18 protein-coding genes are annotated in these 18890 nt (G+C 68.6%); 13 read left to right on the forward strand and 5 right to left on the reverse strand.

Features of this window, described 5'->3' with window-relative positions; translation table 11 throughout:
- Window positions 1-62: 62 nt before the first annotated feature.
- Window positions 63-1883 (forward strand): phospholipase D-like domain-containing protein, encoded by a 1821-nt coding sequence (locus C2R22_RS06455; protein WP_245902904.1) that lies wholly within the window; start codon window positions 63-65, stop codon window positions 1881-1883.
- A 233-nt stretch (window positions 1884-2116) separates the two neighbouring features.
- On the opposite strand, the gene C2R22_RS06460 is transcribed toward C2R22_RS06455, so the two are convergent.
- Window positions 2117-4030: a DHH family phosphoesterase gene (locus C2R22_RS06460; RefSeq protein WP_103425034.1), complete on the reverse strand. Its 1914-nt coding sequence runs from the start codon at window positions 4028-4030 to the stop codon at window positions 2117-2119.
- A 137-nt stretch (window positions 4031-4167) separates the two neighbouring features.
- Between C2R22_RS06460 and C2R22_RS06465 the strand changes: the two genes are divergently transcribed.
- Together C2R22_RS06465 and C2R22_RS06470 are read left to right on the forward strand one after the other, a co-directional pair.
- Window positions 4168-4638, forward strand: coding sequence for a Mov34/MPN/PAD-1 family protein (locus C2R22_RS06465; protein WP_103425035.1), 471 nt, complete (start codon window positions 4168-4170; stop codon window positions 4636-4638).
- The gene (locus C2R22_RS06470; RefSeq protein WP_103425036.1) at window positions 4635-5072 is read left to right on the forward strand and encodes an adenylyltransferase/cytidyltransferase family protein; all 438 of its coding nucleotides are present in this window, start codon (window positions 4635-4637) and stop codon (window positions 5070-5072) included. The genes C2R22_RS06465 and C2R22_RS06470 overlap by 4 nt, the downstream gene beginning before the upstream one ends.
- A 140-nt stretch (window positions 5073-5212) precedes the next feature.
- Here C2R22_RS06470 and coxB read toward each other — a convergent pair whose 3' ends face one another.
- A complete protein-coding gene (gene coxB, locus C2R22_RS06475) occupies window positions 5213-6109 on the reverse strand; it encodes a cytochrome c oxidase subunit II (protein ID WP_103425037.1) in 897 nt (298 codons plus the stop codon).
- A gap of 173 nt (window positions 6110-6282) precedes the next feature.
- On the opposite strand from coxB, the gene C2R22_RS06480 reads away from it, so the two are divergent.
- The 5 genes from C2R22_RS06480 to C2R22_RS06500 all read left to right on the forward strand — a co-directional run bounded on the left by C2R22_RS06480 (window position 6283) and on the right by C2R22_RS06500 (window position 9902).
- Window positions 6283-7728 carry a heme o synthase gene (locus C2R22_RS06480; protein WP_245902906.1) on the forward strand — a complete coding sequence of 482 codons (1446 nt, stop codon included), beginning with the start codon at window positions 6283-6285 and terminating at the stop codon, window positions 7726-7728.
- Between the two features lie 23 nt (window positions 7729-7751).
- A complete protein-coding gene (locus C2R22_RS06485; protein ID WP_103425038.1) occupies window positions 7752-8456 on the forward strand; it encodes a DUF7546 family protein in 705 nt (234 codons plus the stop codon).
- Between the two features lie 102 nt (window positions 8457-8558).
- Window positions 8559-9041 carry a DUF6789 family protein gene (locus tag C2R22_RS06490; protein WP_103425039.1) on the forward strand — a complete coding sequence of 161 codons (483 nt, stop codon included), beginning with the start codon at window positions 8559-8561 and terminating at the stop codon, window positions 9039-9041.
- A 55-nt stretch (window positions 9042-9096) separates the two neighbouring features.
- A complete protein-coding gene (locus C2R22_RS06495) occupies window positions 9097-9327 on the forward strand; it encodes a SelT/SelW/SelH family protein (RefSeq protein ID WP_103425040.1) in 231 nt (76 codons plus the stop codon).
- An 83-nt stretch (window positions 9328-9410) separates the two neighbouring features.
- Window positions 9411-9902, forward strand: a complete 492-nt coding sequence (locus C2R22_RS06500; protein ID WP_245902907.1) for a hypothetical protein — start codon at window positions 9411-9413, stop codon at window positions 9900-9902.
- Window positions 9903-10148: 246 nt separating this feature from the next.
- On the opposite strand, the gene C2R22_RS06505 is transcribed toward C2R22_RS06500, so the two are convergent.
- Window positions 10149-11177 carry an aldo/keto reductase gene (locus tag C2R22_RS06505; protein ID WP_216824803.1) on the reverse strand — a complete coding sequence of 343 codons (1029 nt, stop codon included), beginning with the start codon at window positions 11175-11177 and terminating at the stop codon, window positions 10149-10151.
- Between the two features lie 112 nt (window positions 11178-11289).
- Between C2R22_RS06505 and C2R22_RS06510 the strand changes: the two genes are divergently transcribed.
- The 5 genes from C2R22_RS06510 to C2R22_RS06530 all read left to right on the forward strand — a co-directional run bounded on the left by C2R22_RS06510 (window position 11290) and on the right by C2R22_RS06530 (window position 16211).
- Entirely contained in the window at window positions 11290-12321 is a 1032-nt protein-coding gene (locus C2R22_RS06510) for a Gfo/Idh/MocA family protein (protein ID WP_103425041.1), read from the forward strand.
- Between the two features lie 117 nt (window positions 12322-12438).
- On the forward strand, window positions 12439-13026 hold the full coding sequence (locus tag C2R22_RS06515; protein ID WP_103425042.1) for a methyltransferase family protein: 588 nt from the start codon (window positions 12439-12441) through the stop codon (window positions 13024-13026).
- 210 nt (window positions 13027-13236) lie between these two features.
- Complete coding sequence (locus C2R22_RS06520) at window positions 13237-14223, forward strand: phosphatase PAP2 family protein (RefSeq protein ID WP_103425043.1); 987 nt, start codon at window positions 13237-13239, stop codon at window positions 14221-14223.
- 204 nt (window positions 14224-14427) lie between these two features.
- Window positions 14428-15459 (forward strand): ABC transporter ATP-binding protein, encoded by a 1032-nt coding sequence (locus C2R22_RS06525; RefSeq protein WP_103425044.1) that lies wholly within the window; start codon window positions 14428-14430, stop codon window positions 15457-15459.
- Entirely contained in the window at window positions 15456-16211 is a 756-nt protein-coding gene (locus tag C2R22_RS06530; protein WP_103425045.1) for an ABC transporter permease, read from the forward strand. Before C2R22_RS06525 ends, C2R22_RS06530 begins: the two co-directional genes overlap by 4 nt.
- A gap of 10 nt (window positions 16212-16221) precedes the next feature.
- Here C2R22_RS06530 and C2R22_RS06535 read toward each other — a convergent pair whose 3' ends face one another.
- The gene (locus tag C2R22_RS06535) at window positions 16222-17598 is read right to left on the reverse strand and encodes a hypothetical protein (protein ID WP_103425046.1); all 1377 of its coding nucleotides are present in this window, start codon (window positions 17596-17598) and stop codon (window positions 16222-16224) included.
- 93 nt (window positions 17599-17691) lie between these two features.
- Entirely contained in the window at window positions 17692-18729 is a 1038-nt protein-coding gene (locus C2R22_RS06540) for a S1C family serine protease (RefSeq protein ID WP_103425047.1), read from the reverse strand.
- Window positions 18730-18890: the final 161 nt, after the last annotated feature.

Below are 18890 nucleotides of genomic sequence, written 5' to 3' on the forward strand. Positions count from 1 at the left end.
CCTCTCTTTTCTGTCCCTCCCCGTCCGAGCGTTCTTATCCGAAGAGGCGGCCACCGCGTGGCGTGTCTCGCTCTCACCGCTCACCCCGTTCGTGTGCCGTCCACGTCGCGCTCGTCGCGCTCGTCGTCCTCTCGGTCGTCGCTGGAACGTCTCCGGCCGTGTCAGCGACGGGAACGGCGACCGGTCCACGGATCGTCTCGGTGTACCCGAACCCCCTCGCCGACGGCGACGTCGGTGAGTTCGTCGCCGTCTCCTCTTCGACCCCACAGAGCCTCACCCTCTCCGACGGCGAGCGGGCGGTCGACGTCTCCCTGCCCGGGGGGACCGTCGCGCTCTCCGCCGACCCGACCGCCGCACGGGCGCTCACGGACCACCCGGTCGTCGGGGTGCCGGGGCTCGAACTCGCTAACGGCGGCGAGCGACTCGTGCTTGAACGCGAGGGGACCGTCGTCGACACCGTCGTCTACGAGTCTGCCCCCGCCGGCGAGCGACTCCTCCTCGACGCGGACGGAGAACGGACGGAGCGCGAGTGGCGTCCGCTCGGCTACGAGCCACGACCCGTCTCGCGCTACGAGGGGGCGCAGGCGACGGCGTTCGTTCTCCCCGACTCCCCCGACGTCGCGCTCGACACGCTTCGTGCCGCGGACGACCGAGTTCTCCTCGCGGGCTACACGTTCACCTCCCCGCGGGTCACGCGCGCGCTCGTGAACGCCTCCGACCGGGGGGTCCACGTTCGCGTCCTCGTCGACGACGCACCCGTCGGCGGCCTCACGACCCGTGAGGCGCGGATGCTCGACCGACTCGCTCACGCCGGGGTCGAGGTCCGGGTCATCGGCGGCGAGGCCGCTCGTTTCTCCTTCCATCATCCAAAGTACGCCGTCGTCGACCACACGGCGCTGGTCCTCACGGAGAACTGGAAGCCCGCGGGCGTCGGTGGGCGGTCGAGTCGAGGGTGGGGCGTCCGCATCGACTCGCCCGCGCTCGCGTCCGACCTCGCCGCGCTCTTCGCCTCGGATATCGCGGGGAGAGACGTCACCTCGTGGACCCGCTTCCGCCGGGGGCGGGCGTTCACCGAGAGCGACCCGCTCTCCGAACAGACCTTCGAAACCCGTCACGAATCCGCCCGCGTTCGCGTCGATTCGCTCCGACTGCTGACCGCCCCCGGCAACGCCGAGCGCGAAGTCGTGAGGGTCATCGACGACTCGGAGGAGCGCCTCGATGTCGTGCAGGTCTCCGTCGAACGCGACCACTCCTTCACTCGTGCCGCGTTCGACGCCGCCCGTCGAGGCGTCGAGGTCCGCATTCTCCTCTCCGGAGCGTGGTACGTCCGCGAGGAGAACGAGGCGACGGTCGAGTGGCTGAACCGCCGGGCCGAGCGGGAGGACCTGCCGCTCACCGCGAAACTCGCCGCGCCCGGAGAGCGATTCGAGAAGATACACGCGAAAGGTGTCGTCGCCGACGACACCGTGCTGGTGGGGAGTCTGAACTGGAACTCACATTCGAGTCGAGAGAACCGCGAGGTGGTCGTCGCGCTGGAGGGCGAGGCCGTGTCGAACTACTATCGTGAGGTGTTCGCGGCGGACTGGAAGGGCGGTCGGGGGCCGGTGGGTTGGTGTGGGTTGCTGTCGTCGCGGGGGTGGCGGGGGTCGTGTTGGCGTGGCGAAGACTGCGGTTCGATACGTACGGGTGACGCACTCGGTGCGAGCGCGAGCGTATCCCGGAGCCAGTCACTCGTCGGACGTCACGTCCTCCGGCGGGTTAGGGACGCGCTCTCCCTCCATGACGTTGTACGTGACCGTGACAGAGAGGACGCGGCCCACGGGAACGTACGTGACGGGCGTATTGCCCCCCGGTCGGACCACTTCCTCGCGACCACCCAGTGATCGATCTCGGCGTCGTACCAGACGTGGTCGTCTCCGAGTTCCAGCGTCGTTGGTTCCCCGCCCGGCCCCTCGTAGACGAGTTCTCCCGTCGACATAACGATGTACGTTAGCACGGAACACACATAAGCGTATCTCGGACGTCCCCTCTCTCCGACTATCGTGTCGGACGGAACGCTGGTCGACAGGTGAACCGTACCGAATCGGAGTCGAGGCCGAGGGCCGGAGCTCAGGAATCAGTCGTCCAGCACGGCCGTCGAGGAGAGGTCGTCGTCGATGGCGGCGTCGGCCATCTTCTCTACGAGCGACTCGATGACCTCCCGGCGCATCCCCTTGACGAACTTGATGGAGCCGACGACGAGGTGCCCGCCGCCGGACACGCCACCGCCGACGACTTCCTCGTTGAGTTCGGCGACCATCTGCGGGATGTCGAGTCGAACGCCATCGGACCGCAACACGGCGAAGTCCGGGCCGTAGCCGATGGTGATGACCGGGTCGCCCGTCTCCTGAACCTTCCGGTCGTGGAGCTGTCCCGTCGTCTTCCCGGGCGCGGGGTAGGTAAAGCGGTGGGCGAAGCGGTCGAGGTCGATGCGGTACAGGTGAGCGTCGTTGTCGAGCCGTTCGTGTTCGACGTGCGGTTCGGCGGCGTCGAGTTGGCGTTCCACGTCGCGCTCGGCGCGCTCGGAGAGGAACGACACCAGTTCCTCGTGGCGTTCGTCGTCGTCACAGCCGACGTCGAGCACGTCGTTGACGAGCGACTGTCCGTCCGAGTAGCGGAGCCAGTGGGCGGCGTAGTCGAGCGCCTCGCCGATGGCTTCGAGTTTCTCCCGCGGGTAGCCCTCCTGCTCGGCGAGGTCGATGTAGTCGTTCATCACTTCGGCCTTCGAGCGGTCCGACAGCCCCGCGACGGCGGGAACGTGGCGGAGTTCCTCGGTCACAGAGGGGTCGATCATCCGCGCGAGTTCGACGCACATCATCCCCGTCGTAATGCGGTAGTCCTCGCCGTGGAGGTAGGGGTTGACGTGCGCGTCGAGCAGCGGGTCGACGGCCTCGGGGTCGGGGTGGTGGTGGTCGACGACGGCGATGGGGACGTCGTAGTGTGCGAGGTTCCGGTAGGCGGGGACGTCCTCCTCGGTGGAGCCGTTGTCGAGCATCAGGAGGAGGGGGAGCTTCTGGCCGTGCCGGGAGCGCCCTTCGAGCGCGAAGTTGAGGTCGCGCGTGACGTCCTCCATCTCGTAGAAGGGGGCCTTCGAGGGGAGGCGCTTGCAGAGGTGCCGCGAGGCGTCGTCGTCGTCGTGGGTCCGCTCGATGAACCGCTCGAGCGCCAACTGGACCGGGAGCGCCGCGCACATCCCGTCGCCGTCGGCGTGGTGGCGGACGCGGATCGGCCGGCCTTCGAGTACGGTCCGTCGGAGCAGGCGGGCGACCTCTTTTAAGTCCTCGTGGATGGCCTCGAACGCGGGCCACTCGACGAACGTGTCGACCGCGTGTGGAGCGGCGCGCTCGGTCAGCGCCGACTCGATGCGGTCGCGGGCCTCCGACGCGGCCTCGCCGTCGAGACGGGTGACGTCGTCGACTTCGACCTGCGCGGCGCCGTCGTGCTCCTCGACGGTGCCTACGACGCGCACGACGTCGTCGAGTTCGACATCGGGGTAGGCGCGGACGCCGGCCTCGGCGAACGCGGCGCAGGCGACGATGCCCGAGTGGTCGACGATTCGGAACACGGTGGGGCCGCCGGTCTGTTTGATCTGTGAGACGGTGCCCTCGATGGTCACCTCGGCCCCGGTCTCGATGTCGGCGATGCCGGTGATGGTCGGGACGTGGTCGACGGTCTCCGTGCGGTAGCTGTCGACCCCGGCGGTGGCGAAGGAGACGTCGCCGTTGTCGCGAATCTCGTCGAGACGGACGACGAGGCGGTCGCCGACGCTGTACGAGGTGTCGAGGTTCGACTCGTGGATGAGCCCGGAGACGACGTCGGAGACGTCGACGAACACGCCGTAGTCGACGACGCCGTTGACGACCGCGTGGTAGTAGTTGCCCTCTTCTACCTCGTCGAGCGTACAGTTCGGAGCGAGATCGTAGACCGTCGGCCGCGAGTCCGAACTCGGACCCGCGTCCGCGCCGGAATCCCCGGCGTCCTCAGTAGTCATACGTCAAAGTGGCGGTCGGCCAGTGATAAGCGTTTCATGATGTGTTCGGCCCCGTTTTGGCCCCCTCTCTCCGCGAAATCGACTGCCAACTCCGGGGTACCGGAACGCTTAGATGCGGACGCACCCGAGGGTGGCGTATGCCTCTGTTCCGGTCGAGCGAGGTCGTCGGAATCGCGGCCGACGCGCTCCGGTTCGCGCTCGAAGCCTCCCGTGAGACCCACCCCAACGAGTACATGGGTTTTCTCCGCGGCGAGGCCGCGCGCGCGCTCGACCTCGACCGCGACGGGACGGTCATCACCGACGTGCTCGTCATCCCCGGAACGACATCGAACGAGGTGAGCGCGACGGTCCGATCCGAACTCGTGCCGAACGACTTCTCCGCCGTCGGTTCGGTCCACTCTCATCCCAACGGCGTCCTTCGACCCAGCGACGCCGACCTCGCGACGTTCGGATCGGGGGCCGTCCACCTCATCCTCGGCGCGCCGTACCAACCGGACGACTGGCGCGCGTTCGACTCCCAGGGGAAGCCGACGCGCCTGCCGGTCCTGAAGGTCGACCTCCCGGACCCGGGCGACTTCTTCGACTTCACCGAGGAGGACCTCCTGTGACCGAGCGACGAGTGGTCGCACAGGGGACGTTCGACCTGCTCCATCCCGGACACCTCCACTACCTCGAAGAGGCCCGGGCGATGGGCGACGAACTCCACGTCATCGTCGCCCGCCGCGGGAACGTCACCCACAAGGCCCCGCCCGTCCTCGACGACCGCCAGCGCCGCGACATGGTCGCCGCCCTGGCCGTCGTCGACCACGCCCGCCTCGGCCACCCGGACGACATCTTCGTTCCGATCCGCGAAATCGACCCCGCGGTCATCGTCCTCGGTCACGACCAGCACCACGACGAGGAGGCGCTCGGTGACGCGCTCGCCGCGCGCGGCCTCGATTGCGAGGTGGCCCGCGCCTCCGCGCGCGAACCCGTCTACGAGGATGAACTCCTCTCGACGGGCCGCATCATCGACCGGATCCTCTCAGAGCGCGGCGACTGAACCCGGCCCGCTCACGACTCGTTCGAGCCAGTCAGCGAACCGAGAACCGAGACGAGAGCGGAGCGTTCAGCGGGTCCGGAGCGTGTCTGTCGGTCGACAGCGCAAAACAGTGGTGGTGGGCGAGGCTGCCGCGTCGGTCCTCAGTTACTCGGCGTCGCCGTGGCCGTCCCGGTCGCGGTCGGCGCGGACGTCGGGGTGGCGGTCGACGTGCCGCTCGGGGTGGCAGTCGACGTGCCGGTGGTGGTCGACGTGCCGCTCGGCGTGGCCGTTGCCGTCGCCGTCGAGTTGCCGCTCGGCGTGGCGGTCGGGGTCGGGGTGGACTGCTGTTCTTCGAGGAACTGCTGGTACTCCTCCTGAGAGACGACCTTGACGGTGAAGTACATCTGCGAGTGAGCGACGCCGCAGTACTCCGTGCAGTAGCCCTGGTAGGTTCCTTCCTCGTAGGCGACGGTCTTGATGGTGTTCGTCGCGCCGGGCATCGCGTCCTGCTTCAACCCGAGTTCGGGGACGGCGAAGCCGTGTATCACGTCGGTCGAGGTTATCTCGAAGTAGACGTCGGTGTCCTTCGGGATGACGATCTGGGGGCCTCCCTCGGCGCTGGGAGCGCTGATGTTACCTTCCTCGGGGTAGCGCATGTTCCAGCCCCACTGGTACGCCTCGGCCTCGACGACGACGTCGTCCTGACCGGGACCCTGGTCCATCGACGGCATGTAGGTGACGTTCGGGTTCGCGAGCACGCCGTAGGAGGCGACGCCGACGAACAGGAGGACGGCGGCGGTCGCGACCGTCCACGTGATCTCGAGGCGGCGGTTCTCCTTCGTCGGCTTCGCGTCGTCGCTGCGCCGGAACCGGATCACCGTGTAGATGAGGATGGCCTCGGTGATGACGGTGATGGGAATGGCAACGTACAGCAGCTTTCCGTTGAGCTCGTTTATCAGGCCCGACGTCGCGGACGCCTGTGCGGCGACGGGGTCAGCGGCCAGTGCGAGGACGACCGCAGAGAGGAGTGTGACGAGCCCGAGTCGCGTCCGTCTCATTGCTAAGCGGGGCTTGGGAACTGTTACGTAAATACCTACTGACTCGGCCGTCACCGGCGCGTCGTCCGGGGGTTCGGGGCCCGTCGGTGGGCCACGATGTGCGGTTCCGAACACGTGCGAGCGGCGACCGAAGCGGGGTGTCTAAGTAGGACGGCTCCCAAGCCACGATAGATATGTCGCGCGACGTACGCGAGTCGCGGGCGTGGGAAGGAAGCCGAGGACGGTTCCCCGGCCTCCTCGCGGCCGCGGCCATGGCGGTCTACCTCCTGTTGCTCGTCGGTGCGACGACCGCGCTGACGGACGCGGCGTCGGCGTGTGCGGCGTGGCCGGCGTGCGGCGACGGCCTCGCTCTCCCCTCGACGACGGACGGCTACGTCGCGCTCGGTCACCGGATCGCGGCGGTGTTCGTCGGCCTCCTCGTCGCCGCAGTGCTCGTCGCGGCTTGGTGGGGCGGCGAGTCGCGACGGGTTCGCGCGGCGACGACCGTCTCGGCCCTCCTCTACCCGCTGCAGGCCGGACTGGGCGCGCTCGTCGCGACCACCGCCGGTGAACTCCTCCGGGCGGCCCACCTCGTCGTCGGGATGGGCATCTTCGCCGGCCTCGTCGTCGCACTGGCGTGGACGCTCGAAACGCGGACCGGATCGAACGACGCGCCGACGACCGGAACCGGCGACGTCGAACCGAACCGTCCCGAGGAACCGGTCGACGGCGGACGCGACCGACCGTCGGTTCCGGACGCGCCGCTCGCGCGGGTGAAGACGGTCGCATCCGCGTACTTCCGGCTGACGAAGCCTCGGTTGATGTGGTTGCTCTGTCTCGTCGCTAGCGCCGCGATGGCGCTCGCCGGCTCGGTCCACCCGGGGCTCACCCCGGAGGTGATGCTCGCGACGCTCGGGGGCGGCGTCCTCTCTATCGGCTCGGCGGGCACGCTGAACCACGTCTTCGAACGTGACATCGACCGGAAGATGCAACGCACCTCCGACAGACCGCTGGCGACCGACGTCGTTCCCGTTCGGAACGCGCTCGCGTTCGCGGCCGCCCTCGGAGTCGCCTCGGTCGCGCTGTTCGCCTCCGTCAATCTCCTGGCTGCGGTCTTGGGCCTCGGGGCCATCGCCTTCTACTCGGTCGTCTACACCCTCTTGCTGAAGCCGAACACCGTCCAGAACACCGTCATCGGCGGCGCGGCGGGTGCGCTCCCCGCGCTCATCGGCTGGGTCGCCGTCACGGGGTCGGTCGGCTGGGGTGGGCTCCTCCTCGCGACGGTCATCTTCCTCTGGACGCCCGCACACTTCTACAACCTCGCCCTCGCGTACAAGGACGACTACGAGCGCGGCGGCTTCCCGATGATGCCGGTCGTTCGCGGGGAGACGGTGACGCGAAAACACATCCTCTGGTACCTCGGCGCGACGCTCGTCGCCGCCGGGGCGCTGGGGACGATGACCGCCCTCGGCTCCGTCTACGTCCTCACGAGCGTCCTCTTCGGCGGGGTGTTCCTCTGGGCGGTCGTCCGCCTCCACTACGAACAGAGCGAGGGGGCGGCGTTCCGCGCGTTCCACGCCTCGAACGCCTACCTCGGGGCGCTGCTGCTGGCCATCGTCGTCGACACGCTCGTCCTCTGAGGCTCCGCTCGAACCGCATCCACATGTCAACCGTCACCCGCCTCGACTGGCGTCCCACGAAGACCGACCTGCTCGTCGGTGCCGTCGTCGTCAACGCCGAGGTTCTCGCGGTCCTCCTCTACCTCGCCGCTCAGCCGGTCACCGTCGATTCGTGGCGGTTCATCGTCTACGCGTTTCTCTGGATCAACGCGGGGCTGTACGCCGTCGCGAAGACGCGGCCCGCCGACGCGAGCAGATCAACGAAGCGCGTCGCGATGCTCGTCGCCGGCGGCTACTTCCTCGTGCTCGCCGTCGCCGGTGGCGTCGTCGGACCGAGCCACACCAGCCCGCTCGCCTCGCTCCTCACCGACGGACACCTCCACAGTCACGGCTCGGCGTCGTCGTCGTTCGACCTCCGACTGCTCCCCCCGGGATGGGGGCCGGCGCTCGTCTACCAGGGGTCGTGGCTCATGGTCATCCTCATGCCGTACAAGGTGATCGGCTACCTCTCGCTCGCGTATCTCGTCTACGCAACCGTCATCGACGCCGCCGGGACCGCGCTCTCGGGGTCGCTCGGTCTGCTCTCGTGCGTCTCGTGTACCTGGCCCGTCGTCGGCTCGCTCGTCACTACCCTGTTCGGGTCGGGTTCTGTCGTCGTCGCCGCGGCGACCACCTGGCCTTACGACATCTCGACGGCGGCGTTCCTCGCGACAGTCGCGCTGTTGACGTGGCGTCCCCTGGCACGGTGACCAGTGTCCTCCCCGCCGACAGAGACGCCCCTCCCGGCGGAAGTGCGTCGACGGCGCTGCACCGGAGCACCGTTAAATCCTACACGAGCGACACGACTCGGTATGGGTTCCGTAGTCACTTCGGAGACGACCGAATCGGTATCGAACGCCTGGCTGAGCGCTGGCATCGCCGGTATCGCGGGCACCGTGGTGTTCGGCGCGGTACAGATGCTGATGGGCGCGACGGGCGTCATCGCAGTCGCGATTCCCGCGCTCTACGGTATCTCGGGCCCGAACCTCGCGGTCGGCTGGGCGATTCACCTCTTCCACGGGGCCGTCCTGGGCCTCGGGTTCGCCCTGCTCGCGACCCGTTCGCCGACCCGGTCGTACGCCGAAGGCGTCGGTTCGAGTGCGGTTCTCGGCCTCGTCTACGGCCTGATCCTCACCATCCCGACTGCGGGTATCGCCATGCCGCTGTGGCTCTCGGCCGTCGGATTCCCGAACGCCCCGCCCCTGCCGAACCTCTCGCTGATGGCCTTCGTGGGTCACGGGGTCTACGGGCTAGTCCTCGGCGCGACGTATCCGGTGCTGCGCAGACTCCTCTGAGTCGGGCCCGGGCCGGTCCCGGACCGCTTTTGTTCTCGCCACCGAACTCCCGTACATGACCGCCGTCGAAATCGAGTACTGCGTCCCCTGTGGCTTCCTCGACCGCGCACAGGACATCCAGCGCGCGCTCCTCCAGCAGTTCGGTGAGCGACTCGACAGGGTCGCGCTCGTCACCGGCGACCACGGCGTCCTCCAGGTTCGCGTCGACGGCGACGTCGTGTGGGACAAGGCCGACGACCCCTACGACGTCGACGAGATAACTCGACGTCTCCGCGAGTACGTCTGAGCCGACGACGCAGACGAGATGCTCCCTCGACCAGGCCGAACACGAGACGAGAACGAGGAGACGACGAGAGAAGATGAGATGAGATGAAGTCGGCCGAACACGCGACCATCGGCGCGCTCGTCGGCGTTGTCGCCGTCGCCCTGCTCTTCGGTGGCGAGTCGCTTCCGGCGCAGGCCGCCCTCTGGGTCGCGGGCGTGTTCCTCTCCGTGTTCGTCGACCTCGACCACTTCCTCATCGCGCGCGTCATGCGCGGGGACTGGTCGAACCTCCGCCGGGCGGTCACGAACCCACGGGTGGGACTTGTCGACCAGGAACGGGTGTTCGCCGACGTCGACGAACCGCGCCTCCGACAGTACCGTCTCCTCTCGCATCTGGTCGTCGGGGCGTGCTCGTCGCACTCTCTTTCTGGGTCGACGGACGAGTGGCTTTCCTCGTCGCCGTGCTCCTCTACGTCCACGTGGTCGCGGACCTCGTCCGCGACGCCGAGTTGGCGTGAGCGTCGTTGGCTAACAGCCGGGACAGTTCCCTTCGTGCGGCGTCGCCCCGGACAACCGCTGCCCGCCGCACGTCCGTAGTCAGGTCACCGTTCGGGGCAGGGTGGCCGCGGCTTCGGATAAGAGGGTTCGGTGACCAGGTGACGTTTGCGGCCGGGTTCTGTGGTCCGGTGTCGATAACGGGAGAGATACTCACCCACCGAAGCGACTGCGTCGCTTCGAGCCTTCACTCGTTTCTCTCGTGAAGACCTCGCGTGCAGTCGCGGCCGGAGCCGCGACCGTCGCGCCCCCGCACGACGGCCGCGCAGACGTTTCGAGCGTACCGACTCAGTGTCCCCAGCGCCGCTTCGATTCGGGGTCCTCGTACCGGGCGTTTTCGATTCGCTCGAACTGAGTCGTCGAAAGCGAGATGTCGCACGCGCCGACGTTCTCGTCCAGTTGGTCGACGGTCCGCGCGCCCACAATCGGGACGCAGGTGAACGCCTCCTGTTCCATGAGCCACCGGAGTGCGACCTGGGCAGGGGTCGCATCGAGGTCGTCAGCGACCTCTCGAATCGCGTCGAGGACGTGCCAGCCGCGCTCGGAGAGGTAGTAGTCCGAGAACGACTCGTAAATCGTGGCCCGCGAGCCGTCGGGCGCCTCCACCTTCGTGGGGTCGTCGGGGTCCGCGCGCTCGTACTTCCCCGTCAGGAACCCGCCGGCGAGCGGCGAGTACGGGCAGACGGCGAGGTCCTGGTCGGCGCAGACGTCGAGGTAGTCCGCGACGTCGTCGCGGTAGGCCGCGTGAAACAGCGGTTGGGTGACCTCGAAGCGCTCCCAGTCGTGCTGGGTGCTCCTCCCGAGGGCTTTCATCAGCTTCCAGCCGGCCATCGTCGACGCGCCGAGGTAGTTCACCTTCCCCTCGTCGACGAGGCGCGTCAGGGTGGCGAGCGTCTCGTCGATTGGCGTCTCGTCGTCCCAGCGGTGGATGTAGTAGACGTCGAGGTAGTCGGTGCCGAGCCGTTCCAGCGTCCCCTCGATCTGTCGTCGGATGTGCGTCCGCGACAGCCCCGAGCCGTTGGGGTTCGACCCGTCGAAGCCGAAGTACACCTTCGACGCGAGGACGTACTGCTCGCGGTCGCGGCCGGCGAGCCAGTCGCCGATCCACGTTTCGCTCGTTCCGTTGGGGTCGCCGTAGACGTTCGCGGTGTCGATGAACGTCCCGCCGTGTTCGGCGAACCGGTCGAGGAGTTCGTGTGCCTCGTCGCGCGTCGTCTCCGGGCCGTCGGGCGAGTCGCGGCCGAACCGCCACGTCCCGAAGCAGAGCTCCGACACCTTCGTGCCAGTAGAGCCGAGCCGTCTGTAGTCCATGCTCATACGTGTCGGTTGTCCGAGAGTCCACAAAACCCTCGGGGTTGCGGCTGTCACGGCCGGAGTGGCAGACTGCCCCGACCCACGCGCTTATCGGGCTTCCCGCTCGCACCCCGGTATGCACCACGCCGCCTGTCTCGGCCTCGGCGACCTCGGCCGTCTCGAAGCACGTGTCCTCGATTCGCTCGACGGAGTTCGCCTCGTCGGCGGAGCCGACCCCTCCCCCGACGCTCGCGACCGGTTCGAGAGCGAACTTCACCGCCCCGCGTACGAGACGCTCGACGACCTGCTCACGTCCGAGGACGTCGACCTCGTCACCATCGTCACGCCGCACACCCTCCACTACGACCAGGCCCGCGAGTGTCTCTCCCGCGACGTCCACGTCCACATCGAGAAGCCGATGGTGACGGAGCGCTCTCACGCGGACGACCTCATCGCGCGGGCCGACGCGCACGGCCTCGTCCTCGCGGTCGGTTACCAGCGCCACTTCGACCCGCGCTTCCGGGAGATTCGACGCCTCGTCGACGACGGACGCATCGGGCGACCGCACATGGTCGTCGGCCACCTCGAACAGGAGTGGATTCGCTGGACGCAACACCAGTGGCGGTCGACCCCCGACCTGTCCGGCGGGGGCCAACTGTACGACTCGGGGTCGCACCTGCTCGACGTCCTCTGCTGGACGCTTCGGGCGGAACCCACCACGGTCACGGCGACGGTCGACCGCCGCGGGCACGACGTCGACGTCAACAGCGCGCTCACGATGACCCTCGAACGCCGCGAGTCGGCCGTCCGGACGCGGCAGCCGAACCCGGCCTCCATCACCGCGAGCGTCGGCGTCTCCGGCGACGGCACCTCCGTCCCCGACCCCGGCGAATCGCTGCGCATCTGGGGAACCGATGGGACGATTTCGTTCGACGGCGACACCATCACCGTGCGCGAGGCGGGGATGACCTACGAGACCACTCCGTCCGTCCCCGATTTCGAGGAACTCACCCGCCGCAAACTCGGGAACGTCGTCGACGCCATCGACGGCGAGGCCGAACTGGAGATTCCGGCGACCGACGGCCGACGCGTCGTCGCCCTCACCGAGGCGGCCTACGAGGCGGCCGAGCGTGGCGAGCGCGTGTCGGTGCCGGGGCCCGAAAAGTGACGTGACGGCGAGCCCTCCCGGGCGGTGTCTCTCCGCCGAACCCGCTCGGTTGCTTAAATAACCACCTCGCACGTGAGGCAGTATCGGCTCCCGTTTCGACGCCCAACACACGCTCACATGACACCGACACGACTGGCGTTCGGGGTCGGCCTGCTGTCGGCCGCCGGCGTGTACGTGCTGGTTCTGGGAACGCTGTCGGCCGACTACGACTGGTGGCCGCCCGGCGACAGGACGCCCGCGTACTACTGGCACTGGACGCTCGTCGCGCTCTTCGACGTGGCCCTCGTGGCTACCGCCGTCCTCGACTGGGGCGCGTGGGGACTGGCTCGTCCGGTGACGCTCGTGGGCGGAGCAACCCTCACGCTTCTCGGCACCGCCCTGTTCGCGTGGGGCGCACGGACGATGCGTTCGGACGAGACGATGGGCGTGACCGGTGACCTCTACACCGACGGTCCGTACGCCTACACCCGAAACCCACAGTACCTCGGGATGACCGTCGGCGTGCCCGGGTTCGCCCTGCTCGCCGATTCGTCGCTCGTGATGGCGCTCGCGGCCGTCCACGTCGGGTGGGTCCTGCTCTTGCCCCGTGCCGAAGAACCGCACCTGCGGGCGGAGTTCGGCGAGGCGTACGACCGGTACGCGGCACGGGTCCCGCGGTTCGTCGGTCTCCGCACCGTTCGACGAGTGGTGTCGAGCGACGCCTGAGTCGGGGGCGTCCGTCCTCGTTCGAAGCTCTTCCGCGAGCAGACGACGGTCAGAGAGTGACGACGACAGTCAGAGAGTGACGACGACAGTCAGAGGAGCACGACCACCTCACGCCGAACAGGTATCCGCCCCTGAATGCACGCGTGTTCGGACTGACTGGCGAGGCTGACTCCACAAGGTTGTTTTTCGCCCAGCCCCTATCTCCGGGGGATGAACAGACGGAACTGGGCTGCGGTCGCGGCCTCTACCGCAGTCGTGCTTCTCCTCGCCGTCCTTTCGGTTCTGGGCCCCGACATCTCCCTCGCCGACCGAAGCACCGAGTACTTCGAGCCCCTGTCCCCACAGGCCGGAATCGTCCTCCTCGTCGCCGGAATCGTCACGCAGTTCGGCGACCCGTGGTTCCTGCTGCTCGTCGCGGCGTTCATCTACCTGGCCGAGAGCGAACGGACGGGCGTTCGGGACTCCCGTGACGGAGCGTTCGTTCTCGGCGTCACGTTCGCGGCGTTCTCCTTCATCGACCTCCTCAAGAACGTCTTCGTCGGTCCCCGACCCCCCGGCGCGGGGACCGTCGAGATTCCGATGTGGCTCCCGACCGCCCTGGGAGGAGTCTTTCAGAGCATCACGACCGGGTCCGGCTACGCGTTCCCGAGCGGTCACGCGCTCGGGACGACCGCTGTCTTCGCCGCCATCGCGTACAAACTCGACCTCGGCGAGCGACGGGTCCGATGGGCGGTCGCGGGACTCGGCGTGGTCCTCGTCGCCGGGTCGCGAGTCGTCCTCGGCGTACACTTTCTCGTCGACATCCTCGTCGGCTGTGTCGCCGGTCTGTGCCTGTTCGCGGTCGCGACGACCGTCGGAAGTCGACGACCCTCCCGCGTCTTCGCCCTCGGCGTCGGTCTCGGCGTCCTGGCCGTGTTGGCGAGCATGGGCTCTCCCGAAGTCGTCTGGAAGGCCGGTCAGTGGCTCGGGGCCTCACTGGGTGCCGGAGTCGCGTGGCATCGACTCCGCCCGACGTCTATGCTCACGTTTCAGGAGGCCGTCGTCGCGGGCGTCCCGATCGCGGTCGCCTGGATCACCATCTACCTGACGTCGCCCCCGCTCGTCGTGACAGTCCTTGCGACGGCGGTCGCAGCGGGCGTGACGGTCGCCGCCCCGACACTGATCAACTCGGGTTCGACGTTCCCGAGGCCGATCTGAGACGGACGTCGGACGGGGGTTCGGGACCCGAACGCGTCGCTCTGTCGAACCACGTCGAGTCGAGGCGTCGTCTCGGAGACGCGACCGCCCGCACATCAGCCGACCGGTTCCACCCGGTCGCTGTCGTCGGTCCCGTGCTCACCGCGCCCGCGGGGAGCGACAGAAAAGCCAACGCTTACCCCCGAACCGCTGTCAGCGTACGGTATGGACGAGGTACTGGTCGCTGAGAACGTCAGAAAGTCCTACGGCGACGTTCAGGCGCTTCGTGGGGTTTCCCTCTCCGTCGGGGCCGGCGAGGTGTTCGGTCTCATCGGCCCGAACGGGGCGGGCAAGACCACGCTCGTCCGGGGGCTCACCGGCACGACGAGCGTGGAAGGGACGGTCCGCGTCCTCGGAAAGCCACCCGAAGCCGTCGACGCGAACCGGCTCGGCCTCCTGCCGCAGTCTTTTTCCCCCGCGGCACGGCTCACGCCCCGGGAACTGCTCTCGCACTACGCCGGCCTCTACGACGCGGCGCGCGACCCCGACGTCGTCCTCGACGAGGTCGGACTCGCCGATACGGCCGACACCTGGTACGAGCACCTCTCGGGCGGCCAACAGCGCCGGACGTGCGTCGGTGCCGCCCTCGTGAACGACCCGGACGTGCTCTTCCTCGACGAGCCAACGACCGGAATCGACCCGGCCGGCCGGCGCGCGGTCTGGCGGCTCGTCGACCGCCTCACGGCCGGCGGGACGACGGTCTTTCTGACCAGCCACTCGATGCAGGAGGTGGCTCGCCTCGCCGACCGCGTCGGACTCGTCCGCGGCGGCGAACTCGTCGCGGTCGGCTCCCCCGACGAACTGATACGCGAACACGGCGGGGAGAGCACGCTCGCCGTCGAGACCGAGTCGGCACGGGAGGCGACCGACGCGCTCGACGGGAACTACGCGGTCTCGGTCGTCTCCGACGGACTCGTCGTCAGCGGGGTCGACCCGCGCGACATCGGCGACGTGGCGACGACGCTCGACGAGGCAGGCGTCGACTACGGCTCGTTGGCGTGGTCGGAGCCGTCGCTCGAAGACGTCTACCTGTCGCTCACCGGCGAGTCGTTCGAGGGGCAGGAGCGAGGCGTCACGCCGCCGGCGTCCGCGGGCGAGAGCGACGACGGGTCGGTCGCCGTCGGTGACGGTGCTGGTGCTGGTACGGGTGCGAGTGCGGGCACGGAGACGAGTGCGGGGCCGGAGGAGGGACGATGAGCCGCTTCGGTCGCGTCTCCGCCGAGTTCACCGCCGCCTGGTACTCCTTCCTCCGCCGTCGGACCGCGGTGTTCTTCACGTTCTTCTTCCCGGTCATCATCGTCCTCATCTTCGGCGTGCTGGTGCAGACCCAGCCCACCGGCGGCGGCCTGTTCGCGGAGCCTCCCGGCTACTACGTCCCCGGCTACCTGGCCGTCGTCGTGCTGTTCACGCCGCTGTCGCGCGTCGGCTCGACCGTCGCACGGCATCGGGAGGGAAACCGCTTCCAGAAGCTGGCGACGACGCCGCTGTCGCGCGGAGAGTGGCTCCTCGCACACACCCTCGTGAACGTGGTCGTCATCGGCCTCGCGGCGCTCGTGCTCCTCGTGCTCGTGGTTCTCCTGACCGGGGCGTCGGTTCCGCTCGCGCCCGCGAGCCTCGCGCTCGTCCCGTTCGTCGCCCTCGGGGTGGCGCTGTTCTGCGGACTCGGCTCCATCATCGGGCGGCTCTCGAGTTCCCAAGACGGCGTCATCGCCGCGAGCAACGCCGTCGCCCTCCCGCTTTTGTTCCTCTCGGAGACGTTCGTCACGACCGACCTCCTCCCGGCGTGGTTCCGGCCGGTGACCGCACTGTCGCCGCTGACGTACTTCGCACGCGGGGTGCGTGCGCTCACGTTCTCCGGTGGCGACTGGGCGGGTCCCCTCGGGATGCTCGCGCTCCTCGCAGTCGTCGTCTTCGCCGTGGGCGCCGTCGCGGTGCCGTGGACCGAATAGGAAAAGAGCGTCAGCCGTCACCCTGCGGCGTCGGCGTCGCCGTCGCGGGTTCCTCGATGCCGAGCCACGAGAGCTTGAGTTGCCCGGGCCACTGCTGGTCCTGGCTCCGGTCGCGGTGTGGCCGCGGTGAGACGCCCGTCGCGATGACGAACTCGCCGACCTGGTGGAGGTTCGCGTAGAGGTTCGGCCCGTCGTAGTCGTAGTACACGCGCGTCCACTCCCGGTTGGCCATGCTCGTCGTTCCGTCCTCACCGAGCGTCGTCGAGAGGAGCGTCTCCACCGCCGCCGCGGCCGCCTCCTCGTTCTCGAACCGCTGGAGGAAGACGGGGACGCCCGCGAACTGCTCGTCGTTGTCGGTGCCGGTGACGAGCCTGTTCGCCACGACGTACGCGTGGTCGACCCGCCCCTCGCGGGCGACCGTCGCGTCGAACACGTTCGTGTACGCCGGTTCGTAGTCGCCGACGCGTTCGCGCCACGCCTGCGTGTCTTCGAGGATGTCGACCGCCCCGTCGGAGAACGCGTAGATGTACCCGTTCGGGCGCTCGTTCTCGTGGTCGTAGATGTCGTGACCGGCGTCGTAGACGTGTGCGTGTGCGTAGACGCGCTGCCCGGTCGCGAACTCGTGTGCGTGCGGACGAACCGAGTCGCTCGCGCGGTCGCTGTACTCGTCGGAGAACGTCTGTGTCGTGAAGTTGTCCCCCGGTGGGTAGCTCACGCCGAAGATCGCCTGCTCGCCGCCGCCCGACATGAGGAGGCTGTGGAGCGGGTCTTCGATGGGGTGTGCCGAGAGGTTCTGGTCGAGGTACGACTCGTTCGTCACGCGGGTGTAGAACACGTCGAGTCGGTTCAGCGCGTCCTCTTGGGCCGCCGTGTCGTCCTGCTCGACCGCCGCCTCGAAGTTGCGGACGTAGACGTTGTTCCCGCGTCGAAGGGCCGCGTCGAGTTCGAAGTGCGGCGCGAGGTCCTCCGTCACGAACTCTGCGAGTTCGGTCGTCTTCGAGCGGAGTTCCTCCACGTCGCCCATCGTGAGGGTGTTCACCTCTTTGAGCTTCGCGACGGTTTCGGCGACCGGTTTGACCGCGAGCAGATAGCGACGCCTCGCGCGCTGGTACTCGGTTCCGAACCAGCGGATCTCGTCCATCACGTTTCGGGTCCGAACGAGGAACTCGGATTCGGGTTCGGGCGTGGGCGTCGGCGTCTCCGTCGGGGTCGGCGTCTCCGTCGCCTCGTTCGAGTCTCCGCCACCCTCGCTGTCGCCGCCGCCGCTCTCGCTGGCACCGTCGTCGTCGCTGCCGCCGCCCGATCCGAGCATTCCGGTACATCCCGCCAGCAGCGGGAACGAGAGCGACGACGTGAGAGCGAGCACCCGTCGTCGGGAGTGGTCCATGTAGGGCCCGTTCCGGGGCCGAGTTCTTGAGCGTTCGCGTCGGGATATCAGTCTTGAGTCTCAGAACCTCCGCGTTCTCTCCGAAGTGCGGGATCAGTTCACGGGGATCCGTCCGTCGGGGTCGGGTCGCTCGCCGAGGACGACTTCGAGCGTCTGCGGTGTCCCGCCGCGGACGATGTCGACGCCGACCGGCTCGTGCGGCCGCGTCTCAGTGATGAGATACCGCATCAGCTCCTCGTGGGTGTGTATCTCGTGGCCGTTGATGCCGACGATGACGTCGCCGCCGACGGGGACGCGCTGGCCGTGGAGCGTCCGGGTCTCGGTCGACCGCCGGAGCCTGTCGCCCGCCGTCGGCCCCGTGGCGACGTCGACGACGAGGACGCCCCGGGGCTCGTCGAGGTCGTTCGCCGCCGCGATGGTCGGCGTCACGTCGAGCGTCCGGGTCCGGAGGTACGAGTGGCGGTACCGTCCCTCCTCGACGAGCGACGGGACGACGCGCGAGACGATGACCGGCGAGACGGCGAAGCCGATGTTGTCGCCCTGCCGCGCGCGGTTGACGCCGACGACTTCGTAGGCCGGTTCGAGGGCGTCGTCCTCCGCTCCGACGACGAGCGCGACGAGCGGCCCGCCCGAGTTGCCCGGATTGATGGGCGCGTCCGTCTGGACGACGTCGGGGATGGCGAAGCCGCTCGACGTCCGCATCGAGCGGTTCGACCCGCTGACGATGCCCGCGGAGATGGAGCCGTCGAGACCGAGCGGATTGCCGAGCGCGGCGACGGGCCGGCCCGGTTGTGGGTTCTCCGTGGCGACCGGGAGGGGCCGCGCCGTCGTCGGCAGGTCCGGCACCCGGACGACGGCGAGGTCGGTGTAGGAGTCGCGTCCGACGACGCGCCCGGTCCGCCATTGGCCGTCGGCGAACCGGACCTCGACGTCAGTCGCGTCGGTGACGACGTGGTCGTTCGTCACGACGTAGCCGTCTTGCTCCCCGCTCTCGCTCGTCGCTTCGTCCGCGAAGCCGTAGACGAATCCGGAGCCGGCGCCCCGTGCGGGGGCACCGCGTCCGACGTACACCGACACCACCGAGGGGATGGTGTCGCGGTACAACCGTTCGTAGTCGATGTCGGCGTGCATGTGGTACGCGCGCCCGCCGCCGCTGTGGCCGGGTTTTGGCCCGCACACGGCGTGGGCGCTTACCTCAGGTAAGTGCCGAGCGTATATGACGGTGTCGTGCGGTAACACGGGGCGCGAATCAGCGTGGACCGACGTGGTTCGGTCGTCTCGTCTCCTGTAAT

Origin of the sequence: Salinigranum rubrum, from assembly GCF_002906575.1 — an archaeon.
Taxonomy (GTDB): Archaea; Halobacteriota; Halobacteria; order Halobacteriales; family Haloferacaceae; genus Salinigranum; species Salinigranum rubrum.